At 56.2% G+C, this 21543-nt stretch carries 26 protein-coding genes; 13 read left to right on the top strand and 13 right to left on the bottom strand.

Annotated elements, in window-relative coordinates; all coding sequences use genetic code 11:
- The first annotated feature begins 268 nt into the window (after positions 1-268).
- Positions 269-1000, top strand: coding sequence for a hypothetical protein (locus tag EAO78_RS17600; RefSeq protein ID WP_136516456.1), 732 nt, complete (start codon positions 269-271; stop codon positions 998-1000).
- 43 nt (positions 1001-1043) lie between these two features.
- On the opposite strand, the gene EAO78_RS17605 is transcribed toward EAO78_RS17600, so the two are convergent.
- From EAO78_RS17605 to EAO78_RS17610, 5 genes are all read right to left on the bottom strand, one after another.
- Positions 1044-1466, bottom strand: a complete 423-nt coding sequence (locus tag EAO78_RS17605; RefSeq protein WP_136516457.1) for a hypothetical protein — start codon at positions 1464-1466, stop codon at positions 1044-1046.
- 190 nt (positions 1467-1656) lie between these two features.
- Entirely contained in the window at positions 1657-2139 is a 483-nt protein-coding gene (locus tag EAO78_RS00010) for a nucleoside-diphosphate kinase (RefSeq protein ID WP_122103821.1), read from the bottom strand.
- 60 nt (positions 2140-2199) lie between these two features.
- Positions 2200-2613 carry a hypothetical protein gene (locus EAO78_RS00015; RefSeq protein WP_122103822.1) on the bottom strand — a complete coding sequence of 138 codons (414 nt, stop codon included), beginning with the start codon at positions 2611-2613 and terminating at the stop codon, positions 2200-2202.
- Between the two features lie 392 nt (positions 2614-3005).
- Positions 3006-4043 (bottom strand): PD-(D/E)XK nuclease domain-containing protein, encoded by a 1038-nt coding sequence (locus tag EAO78_RS00020; RefSeq protein WP_122103823.1) that lies wholly within the window; start codon positions 4041-4043, stop codon positions 3006-3008.
- Positions 4044-4049: 6 nt separating this feature from the next.
- On the bottom strand, positions 4050-4481 hold the full coding sequence (locus EAO78_RS17610; RefSeq protein ID WP_136516458.1) for an ArsR/SmtB family transcription factor: 432 nt from the start codon (positions 4479-4481) through the stop codon (positions 4050-4052).
- A gap of 53 nt (positions 4482-4534) precedes the next feature.
- Here EAO78_RS17610 and EAO78_RS00030 point away from each other — a divergent pair, with 53 nt between their 5' ends.
- Genes EAO78_RS00030 through EAO78_RS00045 form a run of 4 tightly spaced genes read left to right on the top strand, consistent with a single transcriptional unit; the run spans position 4535 to position 6973 of the window.
- Positions 4535-4864, top strand: a complete 330-nt coding sequence (locus EAO78_RS00030) for a hypothetical protein (RefSeq protein ID WP_136516459.1) — start codon at positions 4535-4537, stop codon at positions 4862-4864.
- A gap of 20 nt (positions 4865-4884) precedes the next feature.
- A complete protein-coding gene (locus tag EAO78_RS00035) occupies positions 4885-5256 on the top strand; it encodes an E2/UBC family protein (RefSeq protein ID WP_122103826.1) in 372 nt (123 codons plus the stop codon).
- Positions 5253-6638 (top strand): HesA/MoeB/ThiF family protein, encoded by a 1386-nt coding sequence (locus tag EAO78_RS00040; protein ID WP_122103827.1) that lies wholly within the window; start codon positions 5253-5255, stop codon positions 6636-6638. The genes EAO78_RS00035 and EAO78_RS00040 overlap by 4 nt, the downstream gene beginning before the upstream one ends.
- On the top strand, positions 6635-6973 hold the full coding sequence (locus tag EAO78_RS00045; RefSeq protein WP_122103828.1) for a hypothetical protein: 339 nt from the start codon (positions 6635-6637) through the stop codon (positions 6971-6973). The genes EAO78_RS00040 and EAO78_RS00045 overlap by 4 nt, the downstream gene beginning before the upstream one ends.
- 84 nt (positions 6974-7057) lie before the next feature.
- Here the strand turns inward: EAO78_RS00045 and EAO78_RS00050 are convergent, their stop codons facing one another.
- From EAO78_RS00050 to EAO78_RS00065, 4 genes are all read right to left on the bottom strand, one after another.
- Positions 7058-7834, bottom strand: a complete 777-nt coding sequence (locus EAO78_RS00050) for a hypothetical protein (protein WP_136516460.1) — start codon at positions 7832-7834, stop codon at positions 7058-7060.
- A gap of 76 nt (positions 7835-7910) precedes the next feature.
- Entirely contained in the window at positions 7911-8765 is an 855-nt protein-coding gene (locus EAO78_RS00055; RefSeq protein WP_238987584.1) for a DUF932 domain-containing protein, read from the bottom strand.
- A gap of 164 nt (positions 8766-8929) precedes the next feature.
- A complete protein-coding gene (locus EAO78_RS00060) occupies positions 8930-9163 on the bottom strand; it encodes a hypothetical protein (protein ID WP_122103831.1) in 234 nt (77 codons plus the stop codon).
- A gap of 82 nt (positions 9164-9245) precedes the next feature.
- The gene (locus EAO78_RS00065; RefSeq protein ID WP_122103832.1) at positions 9246-9821 is read right to left on the bottom strand and encodes a hypothetical protein; all 576 of its coding nucleotides are present in this window, start codon (positions 9819-9821) and stop codon (positions 9246-9248) included.
- Positions 9822-10045: 224 nt separating this feature from the next.
- Here EAO78_RS00065 and EAO78_RS00070 point away from each other — a divergent pair, with 224 nt between their 5' ends.
- Genes EAO78_RS00070 through EAO78_RS00090 form a run of 5 tightly spaced genes read left to right on the top strand, consistent with a single transcriptional unit; the run spans position 10046 to position 15289 of the window.
- Complete coding sequence (locus EAO78_RS00070) at positions 10046-10378, top strand: hypothetical protein (protein WP_238987585.1); 333 nt, start codon at positions 10046-10048, stop codon at positions 10376-10378.
- Positions 10379-10384: 6 nt separating this feature from the next.
- Complete coding sequence (locus tag EAO78_RS00075) at positions 10385-11788, top strand: COG1361 family protein (protein WP_122103834.1); 1404 nt, start codon at positions 10385-10387, stop codon at positions 11786-11788.
- Positions 11785-13986 carry an ATP-binding protein gene (locus EAO78_RS00080; protein WP_122103835.1) on the top strand — a complete coding sequence of 734 codons (2202 nt, stop codon included), beginning with the start codon at positions 11785-11787 and terminating at the stop codon, positions 13984-13986. The genes EAO78_RS00075 and EAO78_RS00080 overlap by 4 nt, the downstream gene beginning before the upstream one ends.
- 2 nt (positions 13987-13988) lie before the next feature.
- Entirely contained in the window at positions 13989-14321 is a 333-nt protein-coding gene (locus EAO78_RS00085; RefSeq protein WP_122103836.1) for a hypothetical protein, read from the top strand.
- Positions 14318-15289 carry a hypothetical protein gene (locus EAO78_RS00090; protein WP_122103837.1) on the top strand — a complete coding sequence of 324 codons (972 nt, stop codon included), beginning with the start codon at positions 14318-14320 and terminating at the stop codon, positions 15287-15289. The genes EAO78_RS00085 and EAO78_RS00090 overlap by 4 nt, the downstream gene beginning before the upstream one ends.
- A gap of 5 nt (positions 15290-15294) precedes the next feature.
- On the opposite strand, the gene EAO78_RS00095 is transcribed toward EAO78_RS00090, so the two are convergent.
- Positions 15295-15870, bottom strand: coding sequence for a hypothetical protein (locus EAO78_RS00095; protein ID WP_122103838.1), 576 nt, complete (start codon positions 15868-15870; stop codon positions 15295-15297).
- 566 nt (positions 15871-16436) lie between these two features.
- Between EAO78_RS00095 and EAO78_RS00100 the strand changes: the two genes are divergently transcribed.
- Positions 16437-18353, top strand: a complete 1917-nt coding sequence (locus EAO78_RS00100) for a type IV secretory system conjugative DNA transfer family protein (RefSeq protein ID WP_122103839.1) — start codon at positions 16437-16439, stop codon at positions 18351-18353.
- A 3-nt stretch (positions 18354-18356) separates the two neighbouring features.
- Here the strand turns inward: EAO78_RS00100 and EAO78_RS00105 are convergent, their stop codons facing one another.
- Complete coding sequence (locus EAO78_RS00105; RefSeq protein WP_122103840.1) at positions 18357-18728, bottom strand: hypothetical protein; 372 nt, start codon at positions 18726-18728, stop codon at positions 18357-18359.
- A gap of 106 nt (positions 18729-18834) precedes the next feature.
- Positions 18835-20211 carry a homing endonuclease associated repeat-containing protein gene (locus EAO78_RS00110; protein WP_136516461.1) on the bottom strand — a complete coding sequence of 459 codons (1377 nt, stop codon included), beginning with the start codon at positions 20209-20211 and terminating at the stop codon, positions 18835-18837.
- A 2-nt stretch (positions 20212-20213) separates the two neighbouring features.
- Between EAO78_RS00110 and EAO78_RS00115 the strand changes: the two genes are divergently transcribed.
- Together EAO78_RS00115 and EAO78_RS00120 are read left to right on the top strand one after the other, a co-directional pair.
- Positions 20214-20477 carry a hypothetical protein gene (locus tag EAO78_RS00115; RefSeq protein ID WP_122103842.1) on the top strand — a complete coding sequence of 88 codons (264 nt, stop codon included), beginning with the start codon at positions 20214-20216 and terminating at the stop codon, positions 20475-20477.
- Positions 20470-20886 (top strand): hypothetical protein, encoded by a 417-nt coding sequence (locus tag EAO78_RS00120; RefSeq protein ID WP_122103843.1) that lies wholly within the window; start codon positions 20470-20472, stop codon positions 20884-20886. Before EAO78_RS00115 ends, EAO78_RS00120 begins: the two co-directional genes overlap by 8 nt.
- On the opposite strand, the gene EAO78_RS17615 is transcribed toward EAO78_RS00120, so the two are convergent.
- Positions 20868-21455, bottom strand: a complete 588-nt coding sequence (locus tag EAO78_RS17615) for a homing endonuclease associated repeat-containing protein (RefSeq protein WP_136516462.1) — start codon at positions 21453-21455, stop codon at positions 20868-20870. The two genes, EAO78_RS00120 and EAO78_RS17615, sit on opposite strands and share 19 nt — an antisense overlap.
- Between the last annotated feature and the right edge of the window lie 88 nt (positions 21456-21543).

Raw genomic sequence — 21543 nt, forward strand, 5'->3', positions numbered from 1 at the left:
CGGTGTACACAGTCGTCGCCTCCTCATTCCTCTCGCAAAGAAGCCTCGATAAGCCGCTGCTGTCACGCGGTTTCTCTCTTAGCTAAAGACGGATGATGCCTACTACAACCTCACGTCCACCCACCACGATGCGGTCAGCACTGCCAGGGCAACGTTCCAGGTCGAGACTGGCTTCACCGAGACCCACGACACCGTCCATATTGCCCGCTACACCGGGACAGGGTGGACAGATCTCGGTGCTGACCGGATCAACCCTGGTGTCTACCAGGTGACCTTGGACGGGTTCAGCCGGTTCGCTGTCTATGGGGTCAACGAGACCGATGGCCAGGAACCGGGTGATGGGACGAACGAGACCGATCCCGGTACCGAGCCCGGGACCAACGAGACGGATGGAACGACGGCTCCCACCTGTGGCGATGGACAGTGTACCGGGAACGAGACCTGGGATTCCTGTCCGGGTGATTGTCCTAAACCGGATCGTGTCGTTGAGGCCGAATCTGTACTAAATGCCGCAGAAGGCAATATCAGTCAGGGTGATCCAGGATACAGTGCGTTCCAACAGGCACAAAAAGCGTATGAGAATGAGAATTTTGAACGGGCAGCAGAGCTCGCCACCCAGGCACTTGAACAGTACCGGGAGACACAGCAGGAGGGGCAGACAGTGCCGTGGCTGCCGATTATTGTTGGTGTGCTTGGTGTCGTCCTTGTCGGTGCTTTTGTGCTGAAACGCAGGACCGCATCCGGTATAGTAAATGGGGAGTCGGGAAATGATCGAGACGAGGCTGGTCTAGATACACCAGCACATGAGGTTGATGATCGTCTTGATGAGGTCTCTGACCGGGTTCGTGATGCAATTCAGGCAGGAACCTATCCGAAACGGACGCGGGAACGCATCTATGAACTCCTCAACGAAGCCATTGAGGCTGTCCAGCAGGATGATTATCTCAAGGCCAAACGTGTCCTTGATCATCTTGAAAACGTTATGGACGAGAACGCGTGATACTAGGACCGGTCTTGTTCCAATTTTCTGGAATTTCGTCGGTCTAATCAATTCCTAGTATATTTCCGCCCTTGCGATGGATGAAGCGGTTGATTTCATTTCCTAAGAGCCAGCCCAGGTACAGACTGGGCAGCATAGTGAAAGACCTAAAAATATATATCGCGCCCTGACGTAAAAAAAGCGGGTGTAACATAGTTTCTATACCTGCTGAGATCCCCAGAAATGGTGCGGCAGCTACCAGATTCAACGCTCCCGAGACCCCTCCGAATCCAGTCTCCCCTTTCTGACCCTCTCTATACTCATAGAGCCTCTTCGTGATTGTATAGCTCAGCGGGAGAAAGACAACCGTCGGAGTTAGCAATAACAGGATATGCATCTCCGGAAGAGAAAAATTCCTCCAACTTCCAAGATTCACTACCAACATCGCCGGAGGAATCGAAATCGTCAGAAGAACGGCCTCCCACAACAGTACAAACTTGTAATGTGGTCTAAAACCCATCGCTCAAAGACTAACTTCGACAAATCTTTATTTAATTTGGTCGAAAGTAACTTGAGCCGTCCAAAACGAGGAGTACCTCCGGCCGGCCCGAGTCTTGGATCGGGTCGAAGAGCTCCTCGACGATCAGGAGTGACGCTATCCGAACAGAGATACGCTGTTAACGGATGTGGGTGGTATCGAGGCGTCCGACCGGTCGGAGGTCGCCTTCGTCGAACCAGAGGTTGAGTTCACGTTCCGCAGCATCTCGGTCCTCTGCTGCGTGGACCAGGTTCTTGACCGGTTTGGCTTCGTTGTTGGCGTGCTGGGTGGTGATGTGGGCGTGGTCGCCACGGATGGTTCCCGGTGCTGCGTTGTGGGGTTCTGTGTCGCCGACGAGTTTGCGGGCTGTCGAGACGGCCTCGACTCCTTCGTAGGCAACGGCGATGACCGGTTGATCCACCATGTAGTCGAGTAAGGTGGGGTAGAAGTCTTCGTCGTGGTGTTCCTCGTAGTGCTGCGCGATACGGTCTTCACTGGGGTAGGTGAGTTCGAGGCCGAGGAGTTCGAGGCCGGCGGTCTGGAACCGTTCCAAGATGTCAGGGATCAGGCCGCGTTGGACACCGTCCGGTTTGACCAGTACAAGCGTTCGCTCTACCGCCATACCGGCAGTAACGGCTCTGTATCCTAGGATCTTTCGCTTCCCCCTCTCCTACCGGCTGGTTCACTGGAGATCCGGTGGCAGCCTGGTATCGGTTTCTGTGAGTCGTGTTGCACCCTGTTCGATAGCCTGATCCACGGAAAGCTGGTCGTTCATCACGAACAGGTGCTGGCCTCCTTGACGAAGGCGGACGACTGCATTCCGGAGGATGGTACTGTGGTCCTGATCACGGTCGATGACGACGCAGTAGGGCTCAATGTCGTCGACGACATTGATCTGGTAGAAGTGCTCGTGAAGGATGTCCTCGACTGTCTCCAGGTCGTTGTCAGTGGAGACTTCGAAGCGGTAGGCATCCGGGTTGTAGTACTGCCGGAGCTTCTCGAAGACGTCGTCGTTGTCGAAGTACTGTTTGAACAGGTAGGTGTCGTTGCTCTCGAAGACGTTGATCTGGTCGCGGTCGACGTCGAAGGCCGGCATCGCATACTGGACTATGGGCCGGGTCCACGTGAAGATTCCCTGCAATCCAGCGCGTAGCCTGGCTGTCAGCGTTGTCTCCGTTGGTTCAGTGATCGGTTCCCAGGTCTCGGTCTCGGCGTCGTATGTGACGTTGTTCCACTGAAGCTGGTAGACGTCGCCGTGTGTTCCTGGCTGTGGTCTGATGCTGACGGTGACCGGTGTGCCGTGAATAAGCAGGTCCTGGACAGTTCGTAGAACCTGGTTCGGGGAGAGTGTGTCGTGGGTGCCGCCAACGATCTCGGTGTTGTCTCCGGTTGTCAGGGATAACCACCTGTACGAGTCACGTGGGTGAGACAGTGGTATCTGTGTTGGGCGAGGGCCGGGTTCGGTTGCCGGATCTAGCGAACAGGGTGTCAGGTCTGGTTGACGGTGACGCGGGTGGTCAGGTTATCAGTGGTCTCGGAGAGGTCTTTCTCGAACTCGGCCGGGTTCGTCAAGTAGCGGTCTGGATCATAGATGAAACAGAGGAGTGTCTCACAGTTCGTATCGCTCCGGTAGTGCTCTTTGTCTTCTGCCAGCTCTGTCCGTATCTTTTTCGGGTGGCTGTTGGCTCTGACGCGTTTGGTCTCGATCCCGATGTTTTCGTCTTCGAGCAAGAAATCGATCCGGGGTGAGACACCGGCGTGACGTTTCAGGTAGTTCTCGTCCCGGATATCATCGAAGTACAGCCGCAGAAGTGCATGGAGCAGATACTGGACATCGTATTCATCATCCATCTGCAGTGGTGGCCGATCCCGACTTCGATTCGCTAACTGCCGTGTGATGTGCCCAAACCGTTCGAAAAGCAGCTCCACCTTCTCGACCGCTCCCCGATCAAGGGAGACCGGGTTCTCTAACTCTAACTCGGGGACCTCACCTGTATACCGCGTACGGAAGAAGTCATAGAAGACGTGGCTGAACGTCAGGACATTACGGAAATCCTCCGCCTGTCCACTATCGATGACTTCACCGGACGGAATCTCGACGCCTTCCCACTCATCATCTTCGAAAAAGCCGAGCTCGATCGCACGTGGACCAACCCTGAACGCAAGGGCATCGAACGAGTGTTCCACGCGAGGCGGTGTCCCTCGCATCGAGCGTTGTTCCTCCCGCTCATAGGTCCCGTCGACGTCCTCGATGGTCTCGAAAAACGTGGGATGGCTCTCGGATTCAAGCCAGGAGTCCACGAGCTCGACGACCGTGACGATCTGGTCCGTGGTGAGCTGACTGAGTGTCACCGATTCTTCCTGATCGGTCTTGACCTTCTGTCCCGGCCCCAGTGTGGCCTCTTCCCTGGTGACGTGAAGGTCGATACCGTCAGTGGTTTCGATCAGGATAACGCTGACCAGGACGGATTTGTCCTTGTCCGTGGTCGAGGCGGTCTTGATCAGTGAGGTCAGGCTCTTGCGCACCGGTCATCACCCCTCCGTCTCGCTGCCTGTTTCATCGATACGCCGCCACTTTTCAGTCTTCACCGCTCGTTCCAGTTCTGACTCATCGACCGGGAGACCAGGTCCTTCACTGTGTTCCTCCCGGATAGCTGTTTCAAGCTCTTCTGCCCGTTCCATGATATTGAGGAGTCGATCAGCATCCTGTTCCAAAAGCTGGATGACGTACTCGCCCAGCGGTGTCAGTTCGAAATCACTGTCAACGTCCGTTGGGCGGAACATAAGCCCTTCCCGGATGAGGATCCGTTGATGATCCTGTAGTGCACCCCGTGACATACCGACTCTGTCAGCGGCCTCTGTCAGGGGATCTCCGTCCTCGACTGCTTGGAGGATCGCAATCCGGGCTGGATGCCCGACACCTTTGAACATATCAGCAAGACGCTCCAGATCGTCTGCATCCATAGCGAAGTTCTGTTCCTCGTTTCCCAGCGTTCACAGTCCTAGCAGGTATATCTGTGGCACTCGAGAACCGCATTGATACAGTAAAAACATTTGATACAGAGAAAACCTTAAGCATGTCTGTCCTGTACCGTCTCACTGGAGGAGGGACGATGTCGAATGAGAAACGGACCATTCAGGTCGAAGGTGAACAGTTGACCATCGATCAGACCACCACAGTACAGGAGCTGAAAGAAGCCGTCGGGGCCGCCGACGATGATATCGCGACCTACACCGAAGACGGTGAAATCGTTGCCCTCGGCAACCGGGACAACGTCCATCGTAACGTCCCAGAAGGTGCGAATATCAGTTTCCAGCCGGGGAAAGGCACCGTCTTCGGCCACTAACCCGCCCGAGGTGACTGGTCATGGATCAGCAACGCCTCGTACGGGAGGTCAACGAACTCCAGCAGGACTGGCCGGTGAAATGGAGCCTGGATAAGCAGTACGTGATGATCACGACATACGGGTACCCACAGGGCTGGAGTCCACGGACGGCTCCCCTGTTTTTCAGTCTCCCCGATGTTTATCCGCGGCAGCCACCGGATGTCTTTCTCCCGCCCGATATGCGGTACAAGGGGTCGACGGTCATCCATCAGCTGTCACCGAACGATGACGGCTGGTTCAAGTGGTGTATCGAGGAGTTGGACTGGAAGCCCAGGCATCACCGTCTCATGACGATGGTCGAGTTGATGAACCGGTCACTGACCAAGCCCTACCGTAGCCGGATCGTCAAATGAATCTCACACTGCCTGCACCCGTTCTGCAGCAGCTCCGCACCGAGCTTGTGCAGGACGACGAACTCGAACGGTTCGCGTACCTGTACTGTGGACAAACAGGGGATGACCTCCTGGCAGCGGAGGTCCATCCGGTTGACCGGGACGACTTAGAGGTTATCTCAGAGGGTGCCTGCCGTCCGGACCTCGATGTTGAACGCGGTCATATCGAAGCCTGCATCAACGAGGGCTTGGTCCCGATCATGGTCCACAGCCATCCATTCGCTGATACACCTGGCTTTTCCGGTGTGGATGTAGCGACGATAGGGAATTACCACACGTGGCTGGCTGGGCTGTACCCTGACACGGTGTTCGGGTTCATCGTCATCGGTCGGAACGGGATCGCGACAACGGTCTATGACCCGGACCAGGACACATTCGTCGACCTGCCGGTGACGGTGTTGGGTGAGTGGATGGTGGAGCGGGAGTGGACACTGCCCTCCGAACACTCGGACACGGCGGTCACGGTTGACCACAGCCGCTACGACCGGAACATCCGGGCCGTGACCGAGGATGGCCAGCAAGCGGTGGCATCGAGTTCCGTTGCAGTTGTCGGCTGCGGTGGTATCGGTTCGGTCCTCGTTGAGCAACTGGCTCGGCTTGGGGTCAAAGAGTTCACCTTGATCGATCCCGACAGCATCGAGGCATCCAACCTCCCACGACTGGTTGGATCCTTCCCTGAACACGTCGATCGACCGAAAGTCACGGTCCTACAGAACCATCTGTGGCACATCGCACCGGAATGTGAGGTCACCACCGTACAACAACCAGTCCAGGACGCAGCGGAGCATCTAGACGACATTGATGTGATCCTCGCCGGCGTGGACCAAGTCTCAGCACGGATGTGGCTCAACGAATATGCCGTCCGTCACCTGACACCGTACATCGATGCCGGCTCCATCATCGAAACCGGTGACGATGAAGTAGTGGAAACGATGGATGGCTACGTCCAGACAATCGTTCCCGGTGTCAACGCCTGCTTCGACTGCCTCGACCGTGGTGACCACGAACAGGCCCGGCTCGAACAACTGACCGAGGACGAACTCGAGGAACAGATCGAGCGGGGCTATGTCGATGAATCCCAGCTTGTACCTGAACCAGCGGTCATCCATCTCAACGGGACGGTGGCCTCATCAGCGGTCAACGAGTTCACAAAGCTGGTCACCGGATTCGATGTGCCGGCGGACTTCATCCGGTACGATGGCTTAGACAACGATGTAACGGAGGTATCGACCCACTGTTCCTCGACCTGTCTTACCTGTAGCAACCAGCTGGGTCGGGGGGATTACGCTGTCGACGATGACCCTGCTGAAGGCGATCCCCCAGGAACCCCTAACATGGCATGACCGAGACCCTGATCTATCTGGTCCTCTGGCTGCTTTTCGGCATCTGCCTCCTGATCTGGATCTTTGCCGTGATCGGATCTGTGCTTGGGGCACTCATCCCGGGATCACGGACGAACTGGGACAACGCGAAACTCGGTCTCCTTGCCGTGGTTGCCTACCTTGTCGCTCGATGGCTCACCAACAGTGCTGATACCGGAGACAGAGACCACGGTAGTAACAGGCAGGATCGAGACCGGGGCGGTGGACCTGATCAAGGGAATGAGTGCTCGATCGAACAGTTGAGCGATGAAGCGGTCCTCGATGAGGTCTTTGGCCAGGACCGCCGCTTTCGATAAGAGGCTGTCCCGCAACAGGTGTCTCGCCCCGGTCAGCTGAATCTTTCTCGACCCCGCATACATATCTCTCCGTTAGCTACGGGATCAGGAGGTGTACTCACCGAGCCCTGCCTGTTCCGGTGGATCACGAGTTTCACCTGGTTCTAGCTCTGGGACATGACTCCGTCCCTGTCCCTCGTACTCGATCTCGGCGCTGTAGAGTTCCAGATGGGCAGTGTCATCCATCCCGTACCGGTCTGCGTACCAGTCGATGAACCGGTACGCATCGTCCTCTGTCTCGAACAGGCCACGGACATCGTAGGGGTCGACCTCTTCCTGCACCAGCCGGTCCCCAGCCGGGTCGTACCAGAAAAACACCGTCTCGGGCGATGGATTCTCAATCTGGAGTCCATCCTCTGTCTCCGGGTACCCGCCGTCCGGGACGAAGTCCTCGATCCCGGACTGATCGGTCAGGACATCGACCGCGTCCCCGACCTTTTTCGCCCGTGCCTCGTACAGCGAGAAGCTCTCGTAGGTCTCTTTGTCGCCGTTTTCGGCACGGCGTTCGAGGTACGCTTCAGCGGCTTCCTCGTCCGGGAAAAACGGGATGGTCTGTTCGTCGTTGACCCCGGTGTGTTCCAGGGCGGAACCGGTGTCAGGATCCAGCCAGTAGTACACCTTTGATGTCCGTTTCCCGTTGTGGAGGTCATCGAACCCGCCGTCCGTCCGGACCTCTGTTTCTCCGGTCTCGTCAAGCTGGTAGCCGGCTTCCTCAACCGCTTCCCGGTAGTGGAAGTCCGGGAAGTAGGTGTTGAGGTCCCACTGAAGTTCTCCGTCGTAGGGGTTCCGGAGGTTCATCCAGTACGGCTTCTCATCCTGCACGTACTGTTTGCGTTCCTCGTACCGTGCCGCCAGGGTTGCCGGATCATCAGTGTACTCTTCGATCAGGTACCACCCTTCAGTCAGCGTAGGCTTGCCGAAGGTCTCTGACTGTTTCGCGTTCGCCGTCCCAGTACGGGTCGGTCTCGTCGGGCTGATCGATGTACTGGTTGGCCCGGTTCTCGACGGCCTGCTCGCCGAGGTAGTCCGCATCTGGGAGGCCGTAGTTCCCGTAGTCGAGGAGCTGGCTTGCGTCCTCGTACCCGTTGTCCAGAGCGTACTGTGGCACATCGTCGTCGACGTAGTGGGTCAGCGCGCGTGTGGCCGCGTTGTAGGTATCGTAGAGGCTGGGAACGTCGCTATCGACCTCCTCGTCCAGGGCATCGCGGAAGGTATCGACCGGTTCATCGAAGTACTGATCGATCCCGGTGTCCATCAGGACGAGGAGTGCTTCATCGTAGTTCTGGAACTCGCGTTCCTGGGCGTCTTCCAGCCGGTCTTCGACCTCGTCAGCACCTTCGACCACGGCGTCGACGGCCTGGTGAGCTAGGCCTGGATTGTACGGATCTTGGTGGGACTGCTCGACGTGCATGTCGGAGACGAACGCCATCATGCCGTTGCTACAGACCTGGCGATATGCTCCAACATCGTACTTGAGCCCGTGGAACCCGGAGTGACCGCTGCGGACCTTGAGTCCAAGGTTGATCTCATCGCCATCGACCGGTTCGATCGTGGTATCGCCGTAGAAATCGACCTTCCCGGTCATCTTGTGGCCTGATCCGGAGATCGAGACCTGCCCCTCGACGTCGATCGCTCCGTCGTACTGTTCGACGGCGTTGCCGACCCCTTCGAGGATCTCACCGTACTGGATCACATTGTACCAGTCTTCCGAGGACGAGACGTCCCCGACGAGGCGGCCGTCGTCGAGCCACACCGAGTCACGCCAGTTGATCTCTGCCCATTCATCGAGGTCTTCGTGGTGGCCGTAGGCCGGGTGTCGTTCGGCTTCTGGAAGGGTTTCTGCGACGTCGTAGAGTTCTTCGAGGCCGTCAAAGTGGTAGGTGTTCTCTGCGATTGGGTATCCACCCTGTGCCGGGGTCAGCGTTCGAGGAGGTCGTTGATCCGGGATTCGAGGAACTCAGCATGGTCTTCCTCGATGGCGGGTGTTTCGAGCATCTCCCGGTAGACCTCTACTGCCTCGGGTTCGGCAGTCTGGGTGCTGTCGTAGGGTTTGTACGTGGACGTGGCACTGGTGTCTTCATGCCACTCGTTCGCGTAGCCGGTCTCCTCAAAGGAGTCCGGTTGACCGTAGGTGTCGTGTCCGAAGTCCATTGTGTGTTCACCGTTCTACCCCCAGACAGGACACCTGGTTTAAAAACGGATATCTCCACACCGTGTTTCGCTTGGGCCTGATTCAGAGCCACGGATCGTCACTTGATACGATTCCCAGCGAGAACATGAACATTGAGAGCTTCTGAGAGATCTCGTCGGCGTTGTATATCCAGACAGCGGAGGGGTCTCCTGCTCGTATCGATTTGATTTGGATGAAAAACAGGTCATCTCCCGGTTCATACTGGTCGAGAATATCGTCCGGTAACTGGTCCGTGACCCGGACATCGCGGTCACCGCTTTCCTTCTCGTCGAAGAGATTGGTGACGGTGACGAAGTTGAACACATCATCCGAGAGCGGCTGTGGAGCTAGCACCGGGTAGCTGTAGGGTTCAGCCTCGACGTAGTGCCAAAAGACGGACATCTCATCACCGTCTCCCATACATGCAACATCTTGGATACTCGGTGGGATAGCTACGAACTGATCCTGCCGGAGAGGCCGGCTCGCTGCTACTCCAGAAAATGCCTCCTCCATCTCCTCAAATTCAGTGAACATCTCCTGGAGATTGCGCATCCGGTCTACTGCGAACTCTATACCCGGTTCAACACCTTCGATCACCTCTTTCAGATCATCATCCTCTGAATCGCTGGAATCGCCCATAGTTTCTGCTAGCACAAAATTTTCTATCTAAGAAAACTCTTGCCCCGAAGCAAAATATTCGGGTTACAAAGCCTCTTCTGCTTCTATAATGGTTTCTTGTATAGTAAAATTTCTTACAATAAAGTGGTGCCACCTACATAGGAGGTGATGAGGAGTGAGAAAGAATGTGTGTACTCGCGGCGGACGGTATCGGTCAACGACTCCCGACGGTGAAGCGAGGTATTGTGAAGCTGGGATTGATGCTGGTGTCGGTGGTGATGTTGAGTACGCCGGCGGCTGCTGCTCACGACAATCTGCCGTGTACGGTACCCGAATCACTGACCCCGTTGTTCGATCTGCTCGATACGCTCACACAGCTTGCGTTCCTCGGCGGAGTCGGGCTTGGAACGGTCGGCCTGCTGGTCGCGGCGTTGTTCATGATGTTGCCCGGTGAGGACTCCACTCGTCGCGGGAAACAGATTGCAAAGCACGTCTTGGTCGGGACGGTCCTGTTGCTCAGCGCCCAGATGATCATCTCGTTCCTCGTCAGCCAGCTCGGCACCACGATCTGTACCTAACCACCCATGATCCGAGTATATCACCTCCTGATCGGGCTGCTCGTCGTTGGGTGCCTGCTGACAGTAGCTGTTCCCGCCTCGGCAAGTCACTCCGACCATCTCGTCGAACACACGATCCATTCACCGTCTGAGGTCGAGACCGGAGAAGAGGCTACGATTTCAGGCCAGGTCACCAACCGAGAAGACGCCCGGCTGTTCATTGAGGTCACGGTCGGCGGAACCACCGTCCTCAGTGAAGCTGTCGACCCCGATGCGACTGTCGAGTTTACTCACCAGCTGCGATTTGACCAAGCTGGCGAACGGAACGTCGATGTCGAGATCTATGTAGCCGGTCAGCACCACACCACGGAGACAGCGACCATCGAGGTCACCGAGTCCCAGGATGACGGGGGTTTGCTGGATGTCGATCTCGTCGAGAAGATTAAGCAGGCAGTCTACGCCCCGTTCAACGCGTTCGCGGACGCGGTCGTTGGTATTCTCACCCATCTGTTCACGAGCTATCCCGACGTCCACCCTAACCCTGATGTTCAGGAACTCCATCGGCTGTCTCTGATCGTTGCCTTCGCTCTCTCAACGCTGACTGTTGTCTTGGCCGGTATCCTGTTCCAGGTTGGACCGATCTTTGGCGTCTCCTATCGACAAGTGCGGATGCTGCTGCCCCGCGTTCTCATCGCTCTTGTCTTCGGGACGGTCAGCCCATTCCTTCTGCAGTACGCCGTTGATCTGGCCGAAGCGCTCACAATCGCGTTCCGGCCCAGCAATCCTGGCTTCCTCGGGTCTGTCCAGTTAACCGGCGGTCTCATCGTTGTGGGATTCCTCGATGCCTTCCTGCTCGCTGCGGTCGCGGCGATCTTCGTCGTCCGGGATGTTTATATCCTCTTTGCGGCAGCTGCCTCACCGCTTATCGCACTGGGCTGGGCGCTTCCCTACACCCGGCGATTTGCACACAGCTTCATTGGCGTCTTCTGGGCCTTCCTCCTGATCGGGCCGCTCGATATGATCGTGTTCCGGCTCATGCTCTCATTGCTCCAGCCGGCCGGGGTGGAGGTCCCGCACTGGTTGCTGGCTATGGGCGGGTTCGCCATGCTGCTTGGGATTCCGTACATGGTGCTGTCTACCGGGCAGTCTATGGCCGGGGTACTGGCCGGTATGGCGGTCGGAGAAGGCAGCGGCTGGTTGTCGAACACTGGTGATGGCGGAACGCATGCTGCCCAGAGCCAGCAGCTTCGGCAGCGTCGCCAGGAACGCGAGCTCATCAAGCGGTACGCTGAGAGTGATAGCCGGCGTCGACGCCGGACCAGCCCTGGCGAACACTACAGCTCGGGAGGTATCAACCGGCGTACTGAGCCTTCGGAGTCCCGCGATCTCGAGTCGAACCCGTTCTGGAACAAGGACGGTGATGACCTATGATACGGTTCCGCATTCCCCGCGATCCGCGTGTCGCTACCAAGTTCTTCGCCCAGTTCACCGCACGCGATCTCGTCAGGTTAGGTGTTTCCCTCATTGTGGCCTACATCGCCATTCCGGGGGGAACGGTCGTTCAGACGACGGGCTTCATCGTCGCTGCTGCGGTGAGTGCTGGCTGGTATTTGTGGCGTCCGTACGGGAACGCGGTTGATGTCCACGCCGTCAACGCCGTGCGCTGGTACGTCGGGAAAACCCGTGTGGACGGCCCGGATGTGGTAGCAGAAAGCCGGTCAGCCGGCGATGTCATCACCTCCGGGAGCTATCTCACGGCATTCATCGAGGTGTCGCCAACGAACCTCTCGATGAAGACGGAGGCAGAGCAGGCCGCACTGCACAGCATCTACCAGGAGCTGCTGGAGACGGTGTCGTACCCTGTGAAGGTGCATTCGAGGCAGGAGATCGCATCCGAGCAAACAGAGTATGGCCGGAATATAGCCGAGAAAGACGTCGAACCTGAGCCCCTCAAAGAGAGCTATCTGGACTACTGGAAGCGGGTGTGCAGCGACCAGCCTACGACCACCCGTCATTACGTGTCGCTGCGCGTTCCGCGGCAGCAGGATGGGGCGAGCGGCTGGCTTGCCAGCTTCCTCGGTGGCGACGATATCGACTACCGGTCCGATAATGCGAAGGCTGAGTTGGATCGCCGGTGTCGAGAGGTGGTTAGTTGCCTGAATGCTGCTGATATGGATGCCGAGCGGGTTACTGGGAGCCGGCTGACCGATGTGGTCCACCTGTTCGAGGAGGACACGCCGGATGTCTCGCCACGGTTCACGTCGACGACGGAGTACGGAGACTCTGCCTCCCGGCGTCCTGGCGGGGCTCCGGATGCCTGGCGGCAAACGTTCCAGTTGACGGAGTTCCCGCGGAGTCAACGGCTTGGGTGGCCGACTGAGCTGCTATCGGTTGATGGCCGGGTTGAGGTGACTCAGGTCGTCAGGCCGGAGAACTCAGCGAAGGCTACGAAGCAGTTGACGCGGACGATCGAGAAACTGTCGGCAGAGATCGACTCGTGGCTTCGGGCAGGCCATCTGGGGACGAACGATCTTGAGGCGAAACAGGATGATGCAGACTGGATACTGGGTCGGCTGACCGACCGTGAGGACAAAGCGTTCACCTACCGGTGCTATGTCACGGTCCACGGACGGACCGTCGAGGAGTGTCGCCAGACGGCCTCCCAACTGCAGAATGTCTTGGATACGATGCAGGTCGGCTACGAGGAGCCGGTCTTCCAGACCCATAACGTGTTCAAGGCTGTGTCGCCGTTCTACCCGGACCCGCACACCGACGGCCATCTGCTCCCCGGGACGGCTGTAGCTGCCGGGTTCCCGTTCTCGACACAGGTCCCGCAGGATACCTCGGGGGTGCTGTTCGGAGAGGATCCATCCAGCGGCCGGCCGATCGTGCTTGACCGGTTCACCTGGAGTAGCCATTCCCTTGCCCGGATGGGCATGGTGGGGTCCGGGAAGTCCTACGCGGCCAAGCTGGAGCTGCTGCGGTCGTGGCTGGCCTACGATGATCTGCAGGTGATCGTGGTTGACCCGAAGCGAGAGTACGGCGATGTTGTCCGAACGCTTGGAGACTCCCGTGGCTGTATCCAGACGGTCAGTGAGGACACGGACTACCGGTTCGACCACGACACCATCTGCTTCCAGGTCGAGAAACGCGGCCAGTCCGAGGACATCGACCGGCTGACTGACTTGGTCGCTGAAATCTACGAGGAGACGAGTCAAGACCAGCGGAAGACGATCGTCCTGATCGACGAGGCCCGGCTGTTGCTGAACGATGAACAGGGCCGAGAGGTCCTGAACAGGTTCGTCCTCGAGGCCCGGGATACCCGGACAGCTGTGACGCTGGTCACCCAGAATGCCTCCCACTTCACACACAGCCGGGAAGGCAGGGAAATCTTGGACAATATGCCGGCGAAGCTGTTCATGCGCCACGACCGGGTGCCGGACTCCGTTGTCCAGTATTTCGATCTGTCCCAGCGGGAGAAACAGGAGCTGTTCAAGCTCCGGACGGGGACCGATGCCGAGTACAGCGAGTGCTTGGCGCAGGTCAGCGACCGTGTGGACACCACGGCACGGGTCCGGGCGACCGAGGCAGAGCATACGATCATCAAGGCGGCTGACGGAGGGGACTAACCATGTCTGAGAACACCATCACCATCAAGAACTCATCGATCGGCAACACCATCATCTACGAAGGATCAACGGTCATCGACAACCGGACGTTCGTGGCAGTACAGCTCAACGAAACAGATCAAACGGAGACGCCATCGGAGACTGCGAAAAAGGACAGGGTACCCCCGTCTGAAATGCAGGAACCAAGCGGTGAAGAGGTGTCGGCCCGGGACATCATCGATATTCCGAGTACGGTTGTCGACGACGGAAACCCAGATCAACCTGACCAGGCAGACCTCCCTGTACCAGCGGACGAAAAGGAAGACTCGGACGTTCTGGAGGTGTTCGACCTATGATCCGCGACAGGCTCTTCACATCGGCGGTTGAACTCGACGAGGATCAGGCCCGGTATCTTCGTGCGGGCAGTGGCGGCCAGGCAGTCGAAGTGCATCCACCGCGGGCACAATCTATCTCCGCTACACTCAATCAGTTTACCAAGACGATCTATGAGCCCCAGACCAAGTGGTTCGGAGTCAAGAATACGTCACCGGTCGCCGCATTCGAGATCCGACGGACGGTCCCTGACCAGGTCTCGATGCAGTTCATCGTCCCGACGAAACGGTTGGAGCGGAAGGTACGGACACAGCTGGAAAATGAGGTGCCGGGTGTCGGGTTCAGTGACGGGACACTGCAGCTGCCTATCTCGGAGGGATGTACTGTCGGTGGTGGCTTGTTGGAACCGGGATGTCGTGATTGGTATCCCTTAGAGACCGGGTTCAACTCACCGCCGAATAACAGTGTTCTCTCGGCGCTGCACCGACACGCTATGCAAAACTCCCAGTTCGTCATCCAGATCCTGTTCCAGCCGGTGGTCGGTCGCCCGGTACGGTCGTGGTGGTGGACGCGACGGGCGTACCAGCGGATCGGGTATCTCCGCAAGGAGAAAGAGAAACTGTGGGGGAGTCGTTCGGCAACGCCTCGTGAAAAACAGCAGGCCAATGCCGTTGAAGCGAAAGCCGGTAGTCCACGGTTCAACGTCTCGATACGGTTCTTGATCGTGAACGGAGGCGAATATACACGAAGCCGGGTGAAGGAACTGAGCGGTGCGTTCAACGTATTCGAGAATCCGGAAACCGGCCAGTACCTGAACGCGACCACGGTCCAGACCCTCCGGAAACGGTCACTTCTCCGGTTCGTCGATGCTGTCGGACAGCGAGACTTCCAAGGCTGGGGCCGCCGGTTCCAGGCCACGACCGAGGAACTCGCCAGTCTGATCTCGATCCCGGACATCGACCAACAGAACATCCAGTACAACACTGCGTGAGGTGTTCAGTATGGAAGTGGCAACTCGGGGTGGATCTGTCTATCAATTCTTGTCGAAAACTGCCTGACAAAACCACGAGACACACGTATTGCCCATTCAGCGCAACCGTAGCTCATACACTGACTCGGGAAAAACGCATTACCGCTTGCCATGAGTGGATTGAGGTCAAACCGGTCTTGAAGCGATTCCTCGAAGTCATACTCGTTGTTCGTCTCCGTCTTGCCGCCACCCTCAATCCACCGGGGTTCAAAGTGAACAAGCTCATTGCGGATATCCAGCACACGTGCTACCGGTTCAGCAGGCGTCTCGTCTTTCTCGAATTCATCGTGGCCAACGACATCAAGATAAATGTTGTACTTGCCCAAAATCCCGGCGTTCTCCAAGCGGTTGCTGAGCTTTTTCTGGCCGTTCGGGGGTGACTGCTCTGCATCGGCTACGGCTTGACGTTCTCCCTCCGGCATGTCTGGATAATGAATTGGATCGTCCTCACTCTCGCTACGGTCAATATCGTCCCAAATATCCCAGAAGAGGCTATTCACAGTCGATTCTAGAAAGCAAACGGCACTGATCACCGAATTCATACAGTATGCCCGGTGTTTTCTCATATCCTCATCTGGGACCGACGACCGTGAGTTCTCTGATGGAACATCACTATACAGTGCCTCGGCCTTGTTTAGACGTCCGAATTCGGATGCGTTAGAGCCTGAAGGACGAGAATCGGTGTTGGTTCCGGAGGGATGGAGATGATCGCCGAATCGCTTCATCGTCGATCGAGCTCACTTCGCCGCTCTTTGTGGGTGCTGACGGTCTATCTCCCGCACAGGTAACTCATATTTCCGCGAAACTAACCACAACTAACAAACAAAACTGCCGATAGAGCGTCTCTCACGAGCGTCTAAACACGGCCCAGTGCCTCAATTCGTCTTGCCTCATCTCGAAAGAGTTCAGCGTTCGTAAGATGATTTCCTTTCAACGTAGTCGTATGACGCACACTTACCATAGCTCGATAATGGTCAGGCAACCAATTTAACAGGTAGGCTACCCTCCGCATCGCCGTACCACACCGACCTTTCTGCCAGCGAAAAGGCTTCGTCTAGTAGAAAATTCAACACTTTAGGGAGGGGTCGCGTCGTACAGTGAAGTAGCCATGGACACCGAACAGGTCAAGACGTTGGTGGAGAACAGTGGGGACCTCCGGGAGACGTTCCTCGGCTTCCAAGAGTCCAGTCTCGGTGTCGAGGAAAACATCCAGGTGCCAGACGACAGCCGCTTCATACATGTCCTGAACGTCGGTCCGACCGGGTACGGGAAGACCCAGTTGATGATCCATGCCGTCCTGCAGGACGCAGAGAAAGACCACGGGATCTGTGTTGTCAATCCGAAAGGTGGGGCGATCGATGAGATCATCGAGAAGCTCCCGGAGGACCGGTTAGATGATATCGTCTACATCAATCCAGGCCGGGACAAGGTGACCCCAATCAACGTCTTGGAACCCCACGTCACCGAGGATATGACGGAGGCACAGATGGAGAACCAGAAAGAGATCATCATCTCGGATATGATCGATCTGTTCCGCCGGTACAGCGAGAACTGGGGTGACCGGTTCGGCCGGGTCCTTGAAACCCTGCTTCGTGCCCACATCGATCTCAATATCCGCCACGACCAGTCCAACACCTTACTCGATGTCTTCCGCTGTGTCGTCAACGAGGACGCCCTCACCGACCTGATCGATGAGACCGAAGACCAGGTCGTACGGGAACAGCTGGTCCGGGTCAAAGAGGATATGTCCAGTTACGAAATGGAGCCGTTGCAGCGCCGGCTGAATGACTTCGTGATGAATCCGACCGTTCGGAGGGTGATCGCCGCCGACGAATCCGGCATCGACTTCCGCGACGCCGTCAACGACGGGAAAATCATCCTGGTCGACATCCAGAAAGGCGAGGTCGGGGACATGGTCGCGAAACTGGTCGGCAGCATCGTGATCACCAAGGTCTGGGCCGCCACCCAGAGCCGGATCACCATGCCAGAGGACGAACGCGAACCGTTCATGCTGTACTGCGATGAGTTACAGAACTTCTCAGGGGAAGGAAGCAACTTTACGAAGATATTGAGTGAAGCCCGCGAATATCAGCTTGGGACCTGGCTTGCTACTCAATTTCTCCATCAAATGAGTTCTACAATGCGACGAGCTGTGTCGAACAACTGTAGGACCAAGATTTTCTTCAATCCGAGCGGCTCAGAGGATCTCTCCCGGATCACGAATATGCTCAACGGTATCGATAAGGCCACGCTCAAATCACTGGGGAAATTCCGCGCTGCCATCCAAAAACCAGCGGAAGGCCAACACCATGACGCTGTTATCTTCGATACCTACCCTCCGTGGGAATCGGATAATGACCGGGACCTGGATAAGATTAAGCGGGACAAGACATTCCCCACTGCGACGGGCGGGGACCACATCGTTGGGCAGAGTCTGGGCCAGGCAGCCAACGCCGGCGGCGACCGCCATCGCGAGCTCCTGTTGGAGGCGAAGGAATTTCTGGAAGAGACCTTGGAAGCACAGGTGAATCTACTGTATCAAGAGCAGAGCGATGAGAAGCCGGATGGTATTGTTATGCAGAACAGCTCGATCAGCAACTTAGAAGCAGAGCAGAGTACCTTGACACGGCCGGTCAAAGTTCTCCGTAATGTGCTTCGTGCGGCCCAACAGGATCGTGATGTCGTCTTCGCTGTGGAACAGGGGAAAGCAACGAAGCTGAAAAATATCGTTATGGATCCTGTGAATCGACGTGGAGAAATGCACGAAGACGAGCAGGGATCGTTCAGCTACTATATGGATGAGGAGGGTGAGGCGTTTACCGATGTTGAAGCAGTACATGAGGTAGGATTTCGGATTCTTGAGATCGGAGATAATGGCGCTATGTGGCATGATCAGGATCTCGATACAAACTGTCCAGAGATAGAGAATAATGATAGAGAGGCTCTCAAAGACTTCTGCCTATATCGAGATGAAGATGGCTTCTGTAGCCAATTGGAACAACCGTGTGTGCTTCAATCTGGCTGATCGTTATTCGGCTTCAATTTCTTCCCACGGAGTTGTCTCTTGTCCAGCTTGCTCCTCCATTCTATCGATATCACCAAGATTGATGCCCAATATGTTTGTTAATATGTCTTTCACAAGTTCTGCATCCTTCTTCGCATCTTTATGGCCCCTTACGTTGATATTCCCGGTTTCCTCGTTCTTCACGATATCTTCAAAGTCAGAGGTTCGCTCATCAACGTCGGCGAACTGTTCAGGATTCAGATTCACAAAATTATGCCCGCCTTGATCATACTGATAGATGATCTCGCCGTCCTTGACGAAGTTGATGAATTTGCCGGGTTCTTGGTCTAAGTGGTAATCAAAGCAGTCGATTATCTCTTCGATTGTAATACTCATAGTATCTATATCAAATTGATGGAATTTTTTTGATAAAATTTATTTGCGGTTCGGGGATATGCTTAACCGCCGGATGGAGACGGGACGGCTCGCATCGTTCTAAATATTATCCCGCTTGTCGCTGACCGGTATCGATCTTAACTGGGAGACGTTCCATCGCGTTGTGACAGGTTCGACAAAGGCAGATGAGATTGTCTAATCGGTTCGCCGTCTCGTAGTCACCGTTTACAAGAGCTGTCCTATCGATATGGTGAACATCTGGATTGCGGCCAATTTCATCCGGTTCAGCACCGCATCGTTGGCAGGTGTAGTCATCTCGTTCTAAAGCCTTCTTCCGCTGCTGATGCCAGTTCGGACCGTAATAGACGTATTCTGAACAGCCCTCCCACAGAGGATGGTTTTCGCCGACACGGACTTCAGAGAGCCACTTGTTCCGACAGTCTTCATCGCAGAAATTGTGGTCATACATATCTGAAGATGGCCGATGGAATTCCTCTCCACAGTAGTCACACGTGACGGTTGACTCGATCCAGTGGTGACTGTTCTCACCGCTGCGATGCTCACTGAACCATCTCCCTTGGCACCTCATATCGCAGAACTGGCGCTCAAACTGTTCTACCCTGTGTGGCTGACGTTTCAGGTCTGTTCCACACCACTCACACTCAACAGTAACCGAGTTCTCGGTTGGGTGGTCATCTCCTTTGTCATGCCACAGAGAGATCTCGCCCTGCCGCCACTTCGCCTTCATAATCATCGACAGTCGCTCTTGATCACGGGACGCAGCAGCTTTCTTCGCTATCTCGTGTGCTAATTCTGGGTCGTTTTGGACAGGTAATTCGCCTCGTGCACCCATCGCGGAAAGGGTGTCACAGACCTCCTGGTGGACTGCCTCGTGCTGCATCGGGTTCTGTCTGCCGTCACCGGGGAAACCGACCACGTCTAACCCCGCTTTCCGTTTCGCGGTATTCCACCCTATCCGTTCTTGGATCGTATTCAGACTATGGTTCCCTACCTCTTGGTACTTCGAGGCACTGAGGAACCCGTCGACTTCTTCAGCAGCTCGTCGAACGTCCTCGATGATATCGTCTTCTGTAACGTCGGTTGACTTCTTCGGGAAGGTTTCAAAATCGTCTGTCGAGATTCCGGCTTCTTCTTTTGCGTTGTTCCAAGAACCGAACCGGGCAGTACAAGTTTGGGGAGAGAATTCGCCGAGCTCATCGTACTTATCGAACGTCAGTGTACCGTCGACAAGTTCTTTACACCGCTGTAGATCCTCAAGCAGTTCATCCTCCGGTATTCTCGCAGGAACTGGTATCCCCTCCGGTATTATGCAACTGCAAGTACACTCGGAGGTAGATTTTAAACAGGTTACCCAGTCTTTTCCGCTATTTCCACCAGCGAAAGAGATTCTGCGATCAAAAAGATCTGACATCTTATCCAGCACCACGCCGTATCCACACAGCAAGGAAAGCTGGAGGTACAAGCATGACCACGATCCATCTCTCTCAGACCGAACGCTACGTCCTCACCCAGATCCACGACGGCAACCACACCATCGAGGACCTCATCACCGCGACCGGGTTCCCACGCCCACGGCTTCGCACCTACCTCACCTGGCTGGCACACGACGACTTCATCGAGGTCACCCGGACAGACGGACCGGGAAGTGAACTCCACATTGACCTGACCGACCGGGGAATCGAACGCTGCACCCAGCCTGACAGCCGCCACCCACTCACCTATGTCTAACACCGAGGAACCACTCCGTGAGAAAGACCGTGCCGTCCTTGCATGCATCCGGGACGGGGACAACGACGTCCAACAGATCAAGGCAGCAACCACCCTGAGCAAACGCGAGGTCAACTACAGCTTCGAGAAACTCGAGGATCTAGACTTCATCGAGGTGTCCCGGCCCGATGGTCAGGTTGAACGCATCATCGACGGCCAGAAACGCGTGTTCGATACACCAAAAGAAGCCACACTCACCGAACAGGCAATCCAGTACCTCCAAGCCGCGAACCAGGACAGCAACCGGTACCAAAATCTCTCACGGGACGAATTAGTGGACAAGATCCACGACCTCGAGGCACGGATCGATCGATTAGAGAACGGGTTCGAGAGCTTCCGGCAACAGGTGCTTCAGAAATTGGATGGGTGAGCGCTGTCTTTGCCGAGTCCTGCTTTCTTCACTGCCTCACTCCATGACCCGAAGCGACGGACATAGGTGGCAAGTGACGGATACCCCTCGGCATCATCCAATTTAGAGCTTGTGAGAGGACCATCTGTTTCCTCAGCAAGTTCCTGAAGCTTCGCTAAGAGTTCCTCATCAGAATAGGACTGGTTATGTTTCGTGTCAGCCTCAATCCCGGCGGCCTCTTTCGCCTGGTTCCATGACCCAAAATGCCGGCGGAACGCCATCCGTGACGGGACATCCCCTGACCCATCGACATCCCCGCGTGTGACAGGACCATCAACGCGTTCATCAAGATCCTGCAGAAGCTCGATCAACTCCGCATCAGTATACATCTCATCCCGGCCCACCTTGTTGTAGGTCTTAAGCCTAGCAGCCTCCTTCGCCTCATTCCAGGAATCGAAACACCTGAGGACCTGGTAGACTGACGGAGACTCATCACTATCCTTCAAATCTTGTAGCGTCGGGGATCGACCCAGTTCATCGGCTAGATCCTGTAACTGCCTGATGATCTCATCTCGTCCCTCTACGGTCAAAGGATATCACCGGAGTACATAGTGGTGAGACTGAATTAAATAAGAAAAGGAAAAAAGAACGGGACCGCGCCCACGACGGGGCGGGGTC

The organism is Halobellus captivus, from assembly GCF_003697845.1.
Classification (GTDB): Archaea; Halobacteriota; Halobacteria; order Halobacteriales; family Haloferacaceae; genus Halorubrum; species Halorubrum glutamatedens.